At 43.8% G+C, this 16,614-nt stretch carries 15 protein-coding genes; 7 read left to right on the top strand and 8 right to left on the bottom strand.

Annotation, left to right across the window (positions count from 1 at the left end):
* The first annotated feature begins 113 nt into the window (after positions 1–113).
* Together BTV98_RS12585 and BTV98_RS12580 are read left to right on the top strand one after the other, a co-directional pair.
* Entirely contained in the window at positions 114–1,127 is a 1,014-nt protein-coding gene (locus BTV98_RS12585; protein WP_075103726.1) for an SDR family oxidoreductase, read from the top strand.
* A gap of 514 nt (positions 1,128–1,641) precedes the next feature.
* Positions 1,642–2,586, top strand: a complete 945-nt coding sequence (locus tag BTV98_RS12580; protein WP_075103725.1) for a c-type cytochrome — start codon at positions 1,642–1,644, stop codon at positions 2,584–2,586.
* A gap of 98 nt (positions 2,587–2,684) precedes the next feature.
* Here the strand turns inward: BTV98_RS12580 and BTV98_RS12575 are convergent, their stop codons facing one another.
* From BTV98_RS12575 to argS, 3 genes are all read right to left on the bottom strand, one after another.
* Positions 2,685–3,776 (bottom strand): PTS transporter subunit IIC, encoded by a 1,092-nt coding sequence (locus tag BTV98_RS12575; protein WP_075103724.1) that lies wholly within the window; start codon positions 3,774–3,776, stop codon positions 2,685–2,687.
* Positions 3,777–3,921: 145 nt separating this feature from the next.
* Positions 3,922–4,746, bottom strand: coding sequence for an SPOR domain-containing protein (locus tag BTV98_RS12570; RefSeq protein ID WP_058369542.1), 825 nt, complete (start codon positions 4,744–4,746; stop codon positions 3,922–3,924).
* A gap of 65 nt (positions 4,747–4,811) precedes the next feature.
* Positions 4,812–6,641, bottom strand: coding sequence for an arginine--tRNA ligase (argS, locus tag BTV98_RS12565; protein WP_075103723.1), 1,830 nt, complete (start codon positions 6,639–6,641; stop codon positions 4,812–4,814).
* A gap of 541 nt (positions 6,642–7,182) precedes the next feature.
* Between argS and BTV98_RS12560 the strand changes: the two genes are divergently transcribed.
* Positions 7,183–7,401 (top strand): DUF2788 domain-containing protein, encoded by a 219-nt coding sequence (locus BTV98_RS12560; protein ID WP_058369544.1) that lies wholly within the window; start codon positions 7,183–7,185, stop codon positions 7,399–7,401.
* 126 nt (positions 7,402–7,527) lie between these two features.
* Here the strand turns inward: BTV98_RS12560 and cmoB are convergent, their stop codons facing one another.
* Both cmoB and cmoA read right to left on the bottom strand, forming a co-directional pair.
* Positions 7,528–8,559, bottom strand: a complete 1,032-nt coding sequence (gene cmoB / locus BTV98_RS12555) for a tRNA 5-methoxyuridine(34)/uridine 5-oxyacetic acid(34) synthase CmoB (protein ID WP_075103722.1) — start codon at positions 8,557–8,559, stop codon at positions 7,528–7,530.
* A gap of 50 nt (positions 8,560–8,609) precedes the next feature.
* Positions 8,610–9,395 carry a carboxy-S-adenosyl-L-methionine synthase CmoA gene (gene cmoA, locus BTV98_RS12550; protein ID WP_075103721.1) on the bottom strand — a complete coding sequence of 262 codons (786 nt, stop codon included), beginning with the start codon at positions 9,393–9,395 and terminating at the stop codon, positions 8,610–8,612.
* Between the two features lie 309 nt (positions 9,396–9,704).
* Between cmoA and msrA the strand changes: the two genes are divergently transcribed.
* The 4 genes from msrA to BTV98_RS12530 all read left to right on the top strand — a co-directional run bounded on the left by msrA (position 9,705) and on the right by BTV98_RS12530 (position 13,572).
* Positions 9,705–10,226, top strand: coding sequence for a peptide-methionine (S)-S-oxide reductase MsrA (msrA, locus tag BTV98_RS12545; RefSeq protein ID WP_075103720.1), 522 nt, complete (start codon positions 9,705–9,707; stop codon positions 10,224–10,226).
* 197 nt (positions 10,227–10,423) lie between these two features.
* Positions 10,424–11,083, top strand: coding sequence for a thiopurine S-methyltransferase (gene tmpT / locus BTV98_RS12540; RefSeq protein WP_075103719.1), 660 nt, complete (start codon positions 10,424–10,426; stop codon positions 11,081–11,083).
* Positions 11,084–11,157: 74 nt separating this feature from the next.
* Entirely contained in the window at positions 11,158–11,871 is a 714-nt protein-coding gene (locus BTV98_RS12535; protein WP_075103718.1) for a DUF1499 domain-containing protein, read from the top strand.
* A gap of 231 nt (positions 11,872–12,102) precedes the next feature.
* Positions 12,103–13,572 (top strand): lytic murein transglycosylase, encoded by a 1,470-nt coding sequence (locus BTV98_RS12530; RefSeq protein WP_075103717.1) that lies wholly within the window; start codon positions 12,103–12,105, stop codon positions 13,570–13,572.
* A 124-nt stretch (positions 13,573–13,696) separates the two neighbouring features.
* On the opposite strand, the gene BTV98_RS12525 is transcribed toward BTV98_RS12530, so the two are convergent.
* The 3 genes from BTV98_RS12525 to murI all read right to left on the bottom strand — a co-directional run bounded on the left by BTV98_RS12525 (position 13,697) and on the right by murI (position 16,477).
* Positions 13,697–13,996 carry a hypothetical protein gene (locus BTV98_RS12525; RefSeq protein ID WP_075103716.1) on the bottom strand — a complete coding sequence of 100 codons (300 nt, stop codon included), beginning with the start codon at positions 13,994–13,996 and terminating at the stop codon, positions 13,697–13,699.
* Positions 13,997–14,313: 317 nt separating this feature from the next.
* Positions 14,314–15,339, bottom strand: a complete 1,026-nt coding sequence (locus BTV98_RS12520) for a DUF4062 domain-containing protein (protein WP_075103715.1) — start codon at positions 15,337–15,339, stop codon at positions 14,314–14,316.
* A 205-nt stretch (positions 15,340–15,544) separates the two neighbouring features.
* On the bottom strand, positions 15,545–16,477 hold the full coding sequence (gene murI, locus BTV98_RS12515) for a glutamate racemase (protein ID WP_083606209.1): 933 nt from the start codon (positions 16,475–16,477) through the stop codon (positions 15,545–15,547).
* Between the last annotated feature and the right edge of the window lie 137 nt (positions 16,478–16,614).

The raw sequence follows: 16,614 nt of genomic DNA, 5'->3' as shown, positions 1-16,614 counted from the left end.
TTCTGGCTTGCTGTGCCTACGCAGACAGGGGCTGCAAAAAATTCATCCCAGTCCCGCTGTATCTTTTTCATATTGGACTGACCATTAATAACTGTGACAAAGGACTGTTTACCATGCTGAATAACGTTACTACTATGGCAAGCTCATTACGCCAACACCTGCCCTTTTCATCTAATCAAGACCATGACATCACCCCTTATTACCGAGATCATGTTGCCGCTATTACTGGTGCAGGTTCTGGCATGGGACGTGAGCTTGCCATTCATTTAGCGCAAATGGGCTGTCATGTTGCGCTATCCGATATCAACGCTGAGCAATTGGCCCAAACCAAGGATTTGCTGGTTGGTTACGATATTAAGGCGACTACAACAATACTTGATGTCTCAGACAATAAAGCGGTTGAAGCTTGGGCCGTTGATGTCATGAGCGATCATAGCAAAGTGAATTTTATCTTTAACAATGCAGGCGTGGCGCTATATTCTACCGTAGAGGGCAGTAGCATCAGCGAGCTTGAATGGGTGATGGATATTAATTTTTGGGGTGTGGTTTACGGCACCAAGGCGTTTCTGCCTTTGATTAAAAATAGTGTCAAAGCCACTGAAACGGACAATAGCAATCACACAGACAAAAACGCCCGCCAGTTTTCTGAGCATGGTCATATCGTCAATATCTCCAGTCTCTTTGGACTGACCGCCCAGCCCTCACAATCCGCCTATAACGCTAGCAAGTTTGCAGTGCGCGGCTTTACCGAGAGCCTGCGTCAAGAGTTAGATATTCAGCGCTGCGGCGTGTCAGCGACCTGTATCCATCCAGGAGGTATTAAAACCAATATCGCCAACAGTGCGCGTGGTAATGACAGCATAAACGATATTGGCATGCGTACTGGCCCAAAAGCCATCAGAAGTTTTAATAAGTTTTTGAAGTTCGATGCCAGTGATGCCGCTTGGATCATTTTGCAGGCGGCCGCGACCAACCAGCGCCGCTGCCTGATTGGCAACGATGCCAAAATGATCGATGCCGTACAGCGCATCTTTCCAGCGCGATATAGTCAAGTGTTAAACGACGTCAATAAGTTATCTCGCAAGCTAAAACCGCGACGTGCCAAAAAACCCAATCATGGCAGATGATTTTTTCTTGTTCTATCTGGAGTTACCTCCCTATAAAACAGACACAGTACGACTGGGAGCAGTTTGGCAGCGCCTCTATCGGCGTAGGCGCAGCAAGAAAAATTGACACTCCTCACACATGGTACAGTTACCTACTGATTTTACTTAGAATTGTCAAAAAAAGGCGCTTAACCCATGTGTGGTTAAGCGCCTTTTTTCGGTTTGTCGCTATCTATAGCATTGCGTTTATGATTGACGATTCTGACCTTATTAGCGGGTAAGCGCTTGCGCATAAACTGTGACACTTTACGTATTTATATACTTTAACACGTTATATTTGCTACAATTATGTTTCTAGCAACTTACTGCTTATTATCTATTTATATTGTTATTTACCGGCTAAATATCCGGCTTGCTTTTTTATTGATACAGCACTTACTCCAGACCTAGATTAGGCACAGTTCTATCAGCATGACGGTTAAATTACCATATAAATATATATTCAGATATTATCTTTTATAATAAGGATATTCCAGTGAAAACATTTCTAGCAATACCGTCGCCTTTTTTGTTGGCGACTATCGTGGCTGTCGGTGCCACTGGCATCACGGCCTGTAGCGACTCAGAGACCAAGGCGGTGGACCGTGTCGAAGAAGCAGAAGCCCTCGCCCGCGTCAAATCGCTTGAAGCACGCGCCGCTGAGATTAAAAACGACATGGCCGCAAACCCCGGTGCCAAACTAAACATCAGCATGCCAGATGAGTCGACCATCCCTGATAATGAATATGGCGCCGCTGTCCGCCGAGGGTTGGAGCTTGCCAATCATACGTACCGAGAGCTGCCAAATAACGTCGGCAACAAGCTCAATTGTACCAGCTGTCACTTAGCCAATGGCTCAGAAGCCTATGCCGCACCGTGGAATGGCCTACCGGGTATCTTTCCGATTTACCGCTCGCGTGATGCTCGCGTCAACTCGTTACAAGAACGGGTCAATGGCTGCTTACAGCGTTCGATGAACGGCACGCCACTGGATCTAGATTCAGAGGAGATGAATGCCTTTATCTCTTATATGACATGGCTATCACAAGATATGCCTATTAAGGTATCGCCAGAAGGCCGTGGGTTTGTCAAGATTGACAACACACTGACCCCAGACCCCGTCAAAGGCAAGGAGATATTTGCCAATACCTGTAGCACCTGTCATGGTGAAAATGGTGAAGGTCAATACAATGACGACGGCACCTACGTATATCCTGCCGTCGCTGGTGAAAACTCATTCAACGACGGCGCAGGTATGGCACGTACCTATAAGGCAGCAGCCTTTGTGAAAGGTAAAATGCCGTTTGGTCAAGGCAATACCCTAACCGATCAAGAAGCCATCGATGTGGCCAGCTACTTTACCCACTTGCCGCGCCCTGTCAAAGCCAACAAAGACAAAGATTGGCCAAAAGGCGGCGCGCCTGTTGATGTACGCCGTTAATAAAGGTCAGTGGTTTAGACAATAAAAGGACTCAGATAAAAAGCCCAGCTATAAATAACTGGGCTTTTTTGCGGTATGCATAACCATCATAGTAATATTTAAGGTAGCTTCATATCACCTTCTACCAGCCAGCCCATACGCCGCATCACATAAGCGACGATACCGGCAATCACGGCTGGCAGCACAAACATCAATAACACAATCGCCGTCCATAGCTGTGCGGTGCTCATCAGTCCTTGCGAGGCCTCGATGACGCCAAACACCCCGACCAACCCCGCCGTACCCATGCCAGCGCCAGTTGCGGTACATGCCAGCCCAAAGCCGACTGTCGCAATAGGACCGACGATAGCGCTAGCGACAACGGCTGGCAATAAAATTAATGGCTTTTTAAGTACATTAGGTATTTGTAGCATACTGGTGCCAAGCCCCTGAGAGACCACCCCGCTGACACCGTTGTCCTTAAAGCTCGCCACGGCAAAGCCGATCATGTGCGCCGCGCAGCCCACCACCGCCGCCCCGCCTGCCAGCCCGCCAAGCCCGATAGCGATACAGATAGCTGCGCTTGAGGTTGGTAGCGTCAGTAAAATGCCAACCACAACTGCTATCACGATTCCCATTAATAACGGTTGTAGCTCAGTGGCGGCTTGGATACCTTGTCCAATAGCATCAACAGCAGCGACGATAGGTGGATTGAGTAGCGCACAGACCAATAGCGCGATACCACACACCACAAGTGGTACTAATAGAATGTCAAGCTTAGTCTTGCCAGCGACCCATGTACCAGCGCGATAAGCAAATACCGATGCCAAATATGCCCCTATCGGGTTGCCAGGTAAAGCGACAAAAGTTGCCGGACCGCTCACTTGCGGTGTAAAGAGCGTCCCCGCCATTAATGCTTCAGAATGGGCGCCGAGCATACCTGCCACCAAGCAACTTAGCATAACCAATGTTGGTGCTTTGAGGTAATAGGCAATACCCACTCCGATACCAGCGCCCATCAAAATAGAAGCCAGTTTACCGACAGCGATAAGGGCTGGTAAGTCTAACCAGCCACCAATTTGCGAGATGATAAGGCCAGCGATTAAGGTGACAAATAGCCCTAGAGCCATACCAGTAAAAGCATCGATAAAATACTTTTGAAAAAATGCTTTAAACATATTGACAGATGGGGCGGAGTTAGATGCAGTCATAGCCATACTCTTTGTGGATTTTTCGATTATCAAAATATAATAAAGCAACCAAGTAAAGTTTTACTAAACACGAGAGATAAAAAAAGCGCCATTGCGACGCTTTTTAATCATTAACAAACTATAGGAAACTTATAAGCAGTCCAAACTAACGACGCTGCTCAACGATAATAGAATCGATACCATTATTCTGTAAGCGCTGCTGTGCCGTCGTCACTGCTTGACGAGTGTTCATCGGCCGCGAAATAACTTGATAGATGGGCAAGCCGTTACCAGTAGTATTTTTTACCACTCTAGCGTCAACGCCAGCCATCAATACTTGAGCGCGTCGGCGATCAGCTTCATCAGCATCACCGAAGCTATTGATTTGCAAAATGTAAGTGGTTGCAGGTTTAGCTGGTTGTATACTGGCAGTGCCTGTACCTGTGTTATTGGCACGGTTAGCAGAGTTACTGTTGCCGTTGTTACTAGCAGGCGTTGACCCATCATAGGTCGCATTTTCTTCAACAATAACAATATCATTGTCACTATCACTATTTGCTGCATTGTTGCCGCGACTGGGCTCAATGGTGGTGTTTTCAGAGATACCAAAGTTACCCAGGTCATCATTACTGCTACCAGAGCTATCTTCAGGTTGAGTGACCACGACATCAGGTTCAAAAGCTCCTGAATCCCCTAGTTGACCTGTCTCATTAAGGTCTTCATCAGGGATAGTAGCCATTTCTTGATTTGGCAAGATATCATAGAATTCATAATCGCTATTATCGGTGTCAGTATCAACACGCGGCTGCACTTGCCGATCAGTATCTGTACCAGCAGTGTTATCAGCAGGACTGAAATCAAATAATGGTGACAGGTATAAAAACACCCCTATCATAAGCGTTAATATGGCCCCGACTAACATCCATAATAAGCCTGATACGCTACTCGATTTGCGCTTTTCTGTCGCACCTTTAGGTTTTTTGGCTAGCATGGATCTTTATCTCCCTACTGAATCTAACGTAATCAAATTATTGCGCTTTGACGTCTATGCTTATATTACATACTAGACGGTGCAGACAATCCTAATAAACTAAGCCCATTGGCCAATACTTGACGCACCGCTTTAGATAAGCGCAAACGTGCTTGCATCATATCAATCTCGCTTTGGCTTGGTGTTTCACCTGACGTTAAGCTCACAGGCAAGATACGATTGCTGTCGTACCAGCCATGAAACAGCGCTGCCAACTCTTTTAGATAATTGGTTAACACATGAGGCTCGTAACCCGTTGCAGATCTCAACAATGTCGCAGGATATCCTGCCAGCAATTTAATAAGCTCATCTTCGCTGGGAGCCGTGAGCAGGTTTTGATTTTCCAAACCAATTGTATCGTTTACCGCCAAGCCGTTGGTTTGTAGCTTCTCCAATACTCGGCAAACACGCGCATGTGCATACTGGATATAATAAACTTGATTGTCCTTGCTTTGTGATTTGGCAAGCTCCAAATCAAAATCAACGTGTACTTCAGGCTTACGAGCTACGTAATAAAAACGCGCCGCATCATTACCTACTTCATGACGTAGCTCACGTAAGGTGACAAACTTACCAGAGCGTGACGACATTTGCACTTTTTCACTACCACGCCATAAGGCCACAAACTGTACCAATACAACATCAAGACGTTCAGCATCGATACCAAGCGCCAATAATGCTGCTTTTACTCGCGGTACATATCCATGGTGATCTGCGCCCCAAACATTGATAACCTTATCAAAACCACGATCAAATTTATTCTTATGATAAGCAATGTCAGAGGCGAAATAAGTCGTCTGACCATTGGCACGGCGTACCACACGGTCTTTTTCATCGCCAAAGTCCGTCGATTTAAACCAAATATTACCGTCTTTTTCGTACAAATAACCTTTTTCATCCAATACTTGCAGGGCAGGCTCAATCTCGCTATCAATCGCTCTTTCGCTAAACCAGCACTCGTAGCGTACGCCAAAGTCGTTTAAATCATCTTTGATATCAGCCAAAATGCTGCTAAGCGCTGCATTTAAAAACAGCTCATAGCTATCGCCAAGCAAGGTTTTGCTATTATGAATCAAGCCATCAATATGCGCTTCTTTGTCACCGGATAACAGTGTCTTTTCGCCATCAGCGTTTACCTCAAACTGCGCATCTTCTGCGACTTCTTTAGCGACTTGGGCAAAGCTATGTACGTAACTATCACCATGTTGTGTCTTTAGTGTTTGGGCAATGTCACGGACATACTCACCCTGATAGCCGTTAACTGGGAACGTGACTTGCTCGCCATTGGCTTCTAAATAACGCAAGTAAGTACTGGTCGCCAAAATGTCCATTTGTCGACCGGCATCATTGACATAATACTCACGCGTGACGTCATAACCAACTGCTTCGAGCAAGTTTGCAACACTCATACCAAATGCTGCACCGCGCCCATGACCGACATGCAGACTTGACGTCGGGTTGGCCGATACAAACTCAACTTGTACTTTTTGTCCTTCAAACTGATCGCTTAAACCAAAGCGCTCTTGTTGTTTAAAAATATCGTCTAACACGGCAAACTTAGCTTCTGCGTTTAAGAAAACATTAATAAACCCTGGGCCTGCGATTTCTATTTGGCGAATATTTTGATTGTCAGGTAGTGCGTTGACGATCTTTTCGGCCAATTGACGTGGATTGGCTTTAGCAGCTTTGGCAGCTGTAAGCGCGATGTTACTAGCAAAATCACCATGACTAAGGTCTTTGGTACGAGTAATTTGACTGTTATTTTGCCAGTCATTTGGCAGCGTGCCATCTGCTTGTAGGGTGTGAATCGCATCATTAAATAGCGATGTTAGCGTATCAATTTGGGCTTGTGACATAAGGATGTGAACTCAGTTAAATAAACAACAAAAAACAGTAAGAAATGAGTGGATGCGCGCAGTGGATAACTGCTTATTATAATAGCGCCCGACATTTGAAGAAATAGAATAATATAAAAAGACAAATAACCTATAAATATAACAATCTTTACAGGTTATTGCACCATTTGCGCCGAAATTAGCGCCAAAATCTTATCACTAAAACAGCGAGTATCTACAAAAGACCAATTTGCCTTTTTCGCTCAGTCTAATGTCATCCAAGTGCAATGTTTTGAGTGACGTTGGTCATTCGTATTGACGGAGCAGTCATGTTAATTGTAGCGTTCCTGTTGCCTCGCCAGCAGCAGCAGTTTATACCCGTCTATTTCCGCGTTATAATAACTGTTTGTATTGTACCCTTCTATTTATGTGTCGTTCATTATATTTATTACCGCTCATATCATGAGCAGTAGTAAGCTTTTATTAGGGCGACTATCATAAAAAAAGCTATAAAATAACAGATATAAATAGAGGGCACGTTACCACTTTATAGGACTATGCCATGTTTGCTATTGCCGCTAGTACCGTCACCAGTTGGGGACTGTACGTACTATTACCTATATTTATTGCCTTCTTATTCTTTATTGTTTGGGACATCACCAAAAAGTCCGAAGCGGGCCGTGCGGGTACTTTTTGGATATTTTTAGCACTAGGAGCTGGCTTTATGGGCTTTGTGCTTAAAATATTATTAGAAGTTGCCTTTGATAAATGGCTACTCTAACCTTTGATTATTGATAAGTGTAAAAAACAACTTAATAGTTAGTGGGCAGTCATACCGATAAGCATACTTTAAAACACTGAACTAAGTCTCAAAAGCGATGTGCTAAAAGCAACACCATTTATCACGCTATTTCTTGGCAATGATAGTCGCGCGCATCGGTGCAGGATAACCTTCAACGGTCTTTGTAGGATCATTGGGGTCTAAAAAGTCGGCTAACGAATGATAAGTCATCCATTCGGTTTTACGCTGCTCCTCAGTTGAAGTTACTGCTACATCAACGCAGCGCACGTCCGTAAACCCTGCCTTTTCTAGCCAGCCGATTAATGCCGCTACCGACGGTAAAAAATACACGTTGTTCATCTGCGCATAACGGTCATGCGGCACTAGTACAGTATTGGCATCGCCTTCGATTACCAACGTCTCAAGCACCAGCTCGCCGCCTTTGACCAGCTGCCCCTTTAGCTGTTGCAAATGCTCAAAGGGTGACTGACGATGATAGAGCACCCCCATACTAAACACCGTATCAAACAGCTGACTGTGCTCAGGTAAGGCTTCGAGTGGGACGGGGATATAATGCGTTTTATAACTATCAGCCGCGCCGACAAAATGCCGAATCGCCATAAACTGATGGTAAAACAAACAAGACGGATCAATAATAATCACCGTCTCCGCGCCAGCCCCTGCCATACGCCAACCGTGATAGCCTGAGCCACCGCCGACATCGAGCACGCGCCGTCCTTTTAAGGTGCCCAAATGCGGTGCGACTCGCTGCCATTTCCAATCACTGTGCCACTCGGTATCGATCTTGATACCTGACGCATCATCGCCGATTTGACCACCGATCTGAAAAGGCCCTTTACGCCACGGCATCAGCTGCTTGAGCAATGCCGTTGTTTGTTTGCGCTGAGACTCACTAAGATTCGCTTCAATCGTCAGCACGTCGCTGTCCAAAGCGACATTATTGACGGTCAGTTCTGGCAAACGCGCCACCGACGCTTGGTAAGCAGGCGCATGCGCGTAGTTGGCTTTGTCTTTTATATCACCCAGCCAGGTTGGTAATTGGGTTAGCCATTCATAAGCGTTCGGCTGCTGCTGAGCGAGTGTTAGCAAGGTTAAATACAGTTCACGTTCGGCATGAAGGATAGTATCGTTAAGCATAAAAGACCATGTTTGATAAGGATAAAAAGATAAGTCGATAAGTTAAACAGCTACTTAAACGCTACGATAGAGACAAAGTTTAAAAACTGAAACCACGTTAGATGCCGCGCAAAACCAACTGCGCTTAAACGCTGATGATGCTCATCCAAAGTATCGGTAATAAGGACATTTTCTAGTGCATTGCGCTTACCGCTAATTTCCATTTCGGTATAACCGTTGGCGCGTTTAAAGTCATAATAACGCTCAACCAACCACGCATCGTACTGCTCATCAAGTGCATGGGTCTTTTCGGTCAGCACCAGGATGCCGCCTTCCTCTAGCGCCGCATAAACCTTGTCCAAAACCGCAACTCTATCTGCAACCGGCAAAAACTGTAAGGTTAAGTTTAAGATTACCATGTCACATGGCTCAAGGTTGATATCGCGAATATCAGCGGTGATGACTTCGATGTCATGTTCAGGATAATTATCCTTGAGTAAAGTAGTCGCTTCAGTCGTCATCGCAGGCGAGATATCAATGGCTTTAATCTGTAAATCTTGCGGCTCAAACTCACCTGCCAGCGTCATACTGGCCGCGCCAAGTGAGCAGCCCAAATCATAAATTCGACTGACACGCTGACCATTATCGTTTTGCTGACGATACTTACAATGACGACGGGCGAATATCGGGAGCATCGCCAGCACTTGACCATAACCTGGCACACTGCGGCGAATCATATCAGGGAAACAAGCCACCACTTGCTCATCAAAAGAAAAGCGCGCCGCTTTATCAAGTGGCGTGGTAAAGGGTTTATCAAATAAAGTGTCATGCTTGATAGCAGGCTTAGATTGGCTCATGGTGTGACTCGTTTGTTGATAATAGAACTTATGTTGAAAGGCTTTTAGCGGTGCTTGTTTGCTTATTGTGATTATTACTGATTTCTAGTTTTGAACGAATTATCGTAGCAAAAGCCCATTATAACATTACTGTTTGTTACTTATTACGTTAGGCTTGCTTGCTAAGCTGTTTAAGTAATGCTAAGGATAATAAGTTATCGAAAGTAACAAGTTATTAAAAGTAATCTGTCATTGAAAAATGCAAGCATTATAACCAAATACAGACCTTAGCTCATCTTTATAACAACAGGTATAATAATAGGAAAAACTATGCAAACCATTATCTTAGGCGGTGGCTGCTTTTGGTGCACCGAATCCGTATTTTTGTCAGTAAAAGGCGTGCAATCTGTTGTATCAGGTTATATGGGTGGCGACGCTGTTTCTGCTAACTATGAAGATGTGTGTAGCGGCACCACGGGACACGTCGAAGTTATCAAGGTTGAGTTTGATGAGAGTGTCGTACCGTTGGAAGTAGTACTTGATGTCTTCTTTGCCACCCATGATCCCACTACGATGGATCGTCAAGGCAACGATGTCGGTAGCCAGTATCGTAGCGTGGTGTTCTACACTGACGAAGAGCAAAAACCAACCGTCGATCGTACCATCAATAAGCTACGTGATATGGGCGTCAATGTCGTCACAGAAGTACATCCTGCTATGGAGTTCTATAGGGCAGAAGAGTCTCATCAAGACTTCTTTAATAGAAATCCAGGGCAAGCCTATTGCAACTTTGCGATACCACCAAAGCTTGCCAAATTACGCAAAGAATTTAGTAAATATATGGTGAGCTAAACACTGGATTGAATAAAAAATTATTCATTCGTAAGAGATTTCTAGCGAAGTATTTAATTAAGGCCAAATGCTTATCATATAAGTGTTTGGCTTTTTACTATCTCTAGCATTATCACTCAAATACTGTCACTCAATTGTCGCTTATGTGATTGTAAAAATAATTGATAGTATCAACCTAAACGTAAAAAGGCGAATGTATGACCCCTGAATTTTGGCAAACGCGCTGGCAAGAGAAGCGTATTGGTTTTAATCAATCTGAGGTTAATCCATTATTAATAAAGTACTTTCATCATTTAGACTTGCCTGTTGGTAGCCGAATCTTTGTGCCTTTATGTGGTAAGTCAATTGATATGGTTTGGCTAGCAGCACAAGGCCATGAGGTGGTTGGCGTTGAATTGGTAGAGACCGCCGTCCAAGAATTTTTTGCTGAGCAAAAAACCTCCCCTACTGTCCATCAGCATACGGATAATCCAGCGATCAAATATTACCAAGGTCAGCTTGCAGAACAAACCATCACGCTATGGGTTGCTGATATTTTTGCGCTGACAGCTGCAGATATCGGTGACGTTGATGCCGTGTATGACAAAGCGGCATTGATTGCTCTGCCGTCCGATATGCGTCCGCAATATAGTAAGCAAATACGAGAGCTAAGTAGTAATACTGCTCAGATTTTGCTAACGTTGAATTATGACCAAAGTAAAAAGGATGGACCACCATTTTCAATTAGTAACGCACATTTACAGCAGTATTATGCTAATTATTATCAAATTACTGAGCTTGAGAGCATCATTACAAGTATACATTCAGCGCCGGAGTTGGCAGTGACAGAGCATATTTGGCTATTGAACAATAAGTAAGATTCGTTAGTGTTATGACTAAGCAATAATCAAATAATGGTTAAGCAGTGATTCATTTATAACGGAGAAGTCTAATGAAAATTCTAGTCAGTCTCGTAAGCTTAATCGCCTTTTTGCTGGTCGCATTACCAGGTCCGCTTTATAAATTTGGTATTCTCGACTTAGGTACTGCCTTTGCAGGGTTCAAATTTGGCATGTTCGCTGGTATCGCTGCTCTTATCCTGTTAGGTATACAAGTATTCTTCAAACGTGACACGGTCAGACTTAGTAGTGCCCTCACAGCAGTCGTACTTGCTGCGGTTGCTATTATTACTCCGCTTAGCATGATGAATACTGCTAAAAGCGTACCGCCTATCCATGATATTTCAACCGATTTGATCAACCCACCTGAGTTTGTAGCTATTGCCCCACTACGCGCTGATGCACCAAACCCAGTCGAATACGCTGGCGAAGAAACCGCAGAGCAACAACGCAAAGCCTATCCTGAACTACAAACCTTAACTTATACTCAATCAAAGTCTGAACTAATAAAAGCTACCGAACAAGCCGCTGATAATCTGGGTTGGGAGCTTATAAGTACTGATACAAGCGCAGGTATCGTTGAAGCGACGGATACTACGATGTGGTTTGGCTTTAAAGACGATGTTGTCATACGCGTGACTGACGAAGGTAGCGAACGTCTGGTCGATATTCGTAGTAAATCACGGGTTGGTGGTAGCGATTTGGGCACAAATGCTGAGCGTATTCGCAGCTTTATTGAAGAGTTGGATGATGTTTTGAGTGATTGATTTTGGCTATAGTTAGAATATTATTGACCTTAAAATATATAGCGTTTGTCATTCCTATTCAAACGTGACTCCTAACTTCACACCTACATCATTTTATAGCAACCAAGCATTTCGATACCTTTAAAACCTTTTCTTTATCTTTAATATTGGTTACTCTAAAACATTACTAACATATTGAACTCTTGATTGTTTTGTCCATCCGGTCATTCTTACCATTTATAGGATATTTTCATGCGCATGACTCCCTTATCTACGCTCTCTTTATTAACGGCTGCCATCGGCTTTAGTCTTGCCAGCACCGCGCAAGCCGCTCGTCCGCCCGCGCCTGACTTATCCAATAGCGAGTTTCAACAGTGCTTGGACAGACTAAAAAACTCCAGCAAGTTTCGCGGTGTCGACAGCTATACCTTTAACAATTATCGTCCTACTCAGCCTGACCCTAGCGTCATTCAATCGCTTAACTATCAGCCAGAGTTTCAAAAAGACGTCTGGGACTATTTGTCAGCGTTAGTGGACAAAGAGCGCGTCGAAGATGGTATTCGTGCCAAGCGTCAATGGAGCGATACGCTCCGTCAAATCGAATCGCGTTATGGCGTAAAAGCCGAGCATGTACTCGGCGTCTGGGGCGTAGAATCCAACTTTGGACAAACTTTAGGCAAAAAGCCGTTATTTGAATCGCTTGCGACGCTATCTTGTTTTGATCGTCGCCAAAGCTACTTTCAAGGTGAGTTTGCCAATGCGCTCAAAATCGTACAAAACGGTGACATTGCACCAAGTGATATGACTGGCTCGTGGGCCGGTGCTTTTGGTCAGACACAGTTTATGCCGAGTACTTTTTTAGAATTGGCCGTCGATTTTGATGGCGATGGTCGCCGCGACTTGGTCAATAACGTACCCGATGCGCTGGCCTCTACTGCCAACTTCTTGGACAATCGCGGCTACCGTACTGGTGAGCCTTGGGGTTATGAAGTCAAACTTCCCGATGGCTATTGGGCAGCATCCAACCGTAAAGATAAAAAATCGATGAGCCACTGGCGTAATCAAGGCTTAACTTTAGCTAATGGCAGTCCACTGCCTTATGACTTAAGTAGCGTAGGCTTGCTATTACCTGCGGGTGTTGAAGGCCCTGCATTTTTAGTCGGTAAAAACTTCGATACTTTTTACTCATACAATGCTTCAGAAAACTACGCGCTTGCGATTGCACATTTATCTGATTTAATCACTCGCGAGGACAGTAGCAAAACTGACTTTATCACCGCTTGGCCGACTGATGATCCAGGTATTAGCCGTCAGCAAGCCAAAGACATCCAGCAAGCGCTTTTAGATGCAGGTTATGATATTGGCGGCGTCGATGGCATCATCGGTGATAACACGCGTACCGCAATTCAGCAGTATCAATCTAGCCGTGGTATTTTTCCAGCTGATGGACGTGCGGGACAAAAGTTTCACCGTTTGATTATGGGCAACTCTGCTTCTAGTAACGCTCAAGGCAGCAACCAGTATGGTCAGCCAGCAAATAGTAAGCCACTAACACCAGCGCCTGCTGATCGTATGGGCCAATTGATTCAACAGCAGACAACGACTACTCCAAGCACACCTTCATATGCATCACCAAACCAGCCTACAAGCAACATTCGTTATCGCCGCGTAGTTGGTAGTGATGGCGTAACGCGCTTAATCAGAGTTGATGAAGGGTCATAGTTGTAAGTATTAATATATTAAACTAAAAAAAGCCACGCTACTCATAGCGTGGCTTTTTCATCTTTCGATTCATCAAAAGGCTTGTATTAAGGCTTTCGTGAATAGTATCAATAACTAGAAGGACTTAAACGATAGGAGGCGGATTTGGCTTACCGTTGTCACCACCCCATTCTTCACGAGCTTTCTCGTCCAAATCAGCTGGTGTCTTGGGTTCCCACTTACCGTTTTCTTTCCAAGTTGCATCACCCCAATCAGCATCTTCTTCTTTTCTATCCAAGTCTTTGTAGACTTTTGTAGGATCAATGCCGCGGCGCTTCATGTCTGCCACTTGCTCTTCTAGTGTACGAAATTGATCGGCATCATGCATTGCTTTTTCTAAGCCATCAAGTTCATGGTTTAGCTCGTCATGCTTAGAGTTAGTCATTATACTCTCCTTTAATAGTTCAACATAGCTGGTCTAGTATTCAAAAGTTTTGCAAAATCGCTTTTTATAAGTTTTTATATTTATAAATATTATCTGCAGCGTGCTATTTGATAGAATATACTTTATCTATTAACTTATTATCGCTAGTCTGTAATAGATTAACAACTACTGCCTCGTATGCTTTGTATTACAAAACGTAGCCTGTCATCATCTACAATCATCAACTGTGATGCTTGCTACTTTTGTCTACTTATTCTAAAAGATAAGTTTTAACGATGAGATGATTAGAGTGATTCAAACTATAAGCTTTGATGTGATTATTGTGCACTGCTGTCTTTAAATATTTTCTTGGCATAAAAAGTCAGTTTCCATAACTCTTGTGATGTCCTTGCACCTGAAGCTGTTAATTGAATCCAGTTAGCAGCCACTAATAGGCTTTGTAGTTTAATTAAATCATTTTGGGCAATTTGGCAGCGTGAAACTGCATGGACATTCGGCATCATTTTTTTGATATCTTTATCTGCCTTAATAGTAATTAGACGATTTAAGCAGCCTTGCAAGCCGTGATTTGAAAAAGCCCCAGGCATACGTGCCAGCGCATGTAATATTTGCTCCCAAGTCAGGCTCGTGGACATTGTGATATCGGTTAAGTTACCACCTTCATAAGCTTGAGCGCTGTACTCCATATCGAATTTTTCTGACAAATCAATAGATTGCGTGATGTTATCCGTTGCATCAATAATCTCGACTGGTGGGCTAATGAGTTTATCATCCTCATCAGACTTGCGACTTGCATTAGTAAAAGTGCTCGACTTCGACGCAGAATTACGCTGCGTTACCTGAATTTGAGTTATAGCGTCTTTAACACTACGATCTTTTTTTGTCCAACTTGCTATCACATTTAATTTGGCAACGGCATTGTCATAAGCGATCTTCAAAAGCTCATCAATATTGGTATTGTCATCATAATAATAGATGTCTTCTACCTGTTGCTCCACTAAGCGGGTGAAGTCGTGTAGTTGACGACCTATATCGGCAGTGCGGTTTTGAGATCTCACTAACACAAACATAGGTTTAAGCTTGGCTCTTGCACTTAAATAGCTCAAATGCATTTGGCTAACACCTAGATTCTGTGTCGTGCCATAGCTGTCACCGATGACGACGATTGCGTAATCGCACGCATCAATAGATTGTCGCCCATATAAAGAAGCTTGTGGCAATCTAGGTGAAACATCATAAGTTAAGAATGCACGAGATTGAAAAAACACTGCCAAACCGTCTAATACCAACGGCTGCTCATGAGCTACGCATATTATATGAACGTGATAGCGACGATTTTGCAATATAACCTCTACAACGACAGTGACAATAATGACATAAAAAAACGCCCAAACAGTTAGGCTTTATAAATATAAACTTAGCACAATCTTAGCAAAATATGGACGATTTGTGATTGCTTAGTGACAATTATTCTAGTAACGATAGCATATCAGGCTACTAAATATCGCGAACCGCTATAAAAGAATATATAAACTATTGATCTAACAGCTAAAACATATATTCTATTTTTACCTGTTCTCCCAACAGTCGCGTTACCAGTTTATCTAACCGCTCATCATGCTTGGACGCATAAAAAATCAGCGGCGGCTTATCATGACAAGTCACTAACGAAGCCTTTTGAGCCAATAGTTTTTTTTCGGCAAGCAAAGACTGTACACGCGTGGCAATTGCTTGTCCCGAGTCTACTACTTGTATGGCAAATTGTTTCGATTTAATCTCATTAATCAAAAACTCTTTAAAAAAGGGATAATGAGTACACCCTAATACCAAGTAGTCTACCTTAGCATGGGCAAAGTGTTGTAATTGTTGGCGCAAACGCTGTGCGACCTCAGACGTCTCTGGCATACCAGACTCTACCCATGGCACCAATTGCGGATCGAAATATTTGGTTACCTGAGTCCCGCTAGGTAACGCAACATCACTAATGACTTGATTGAGTAATGTACCGTCCAGCGTTGCTTTGGTAGCCAGTACGGCCACATGACCACTGTCGCTGGCTATAACAGCAGGCTTAAGTGCTGGGACCAAACCTACGATAGGAAGGCTTGGGTAATGTTGACGTGCAGCCTCTAACCCATGTGCAGAAGCGCTATTACAAGCGATAACGACAAGCTTACAGCCTCTTTGGTACAGCCATTCTACTGCTGTCAATGTCAATTCTTTAATATCTTGACTCTCACGATTGCCGTAAGGTACATGCAGCGTATCGGCATAATAGATATAGCGTTCAGACGGTAGTTGCTGCGCTAAATGCAGATAAACTGAAAGTCCGCCCACGCCAGAATCAAAGAGACCAATTGGCGCCAAGTCATTTTTATGATTAATATCGTTTTTGCAGTCGACTAAATCGACTGTTATATCGCTAGGGTTGGTAAAGAGTCTATCCGGTATTGAAGATAAAACAGGAGCAGCAGTACTCATAGCTCAGTACTGCTATTGTGATGTATGTTATTGGTTAGAGCTAGCCTAGCAAAATTAATATGTTGGTTCACAATGTATTGCCGTATTATTTGATAAGATAACTTATTTTAAAGCATGTCAACGTTTGACGCACTCGC

Source organism: Psychrobacter sp. Cmf 22.2, from assembly GCF_001921745.1.
GTDB lineage: Bacteria > Pseudomonadota > Gammaproteobacteria > Pseudomonadales > Moraxellaceae > Psychrobacter.
Note: the sequence above shows the minus strand (reverse complement) of the source record. Positions and strands in the feature narration are given on the sequence as shown.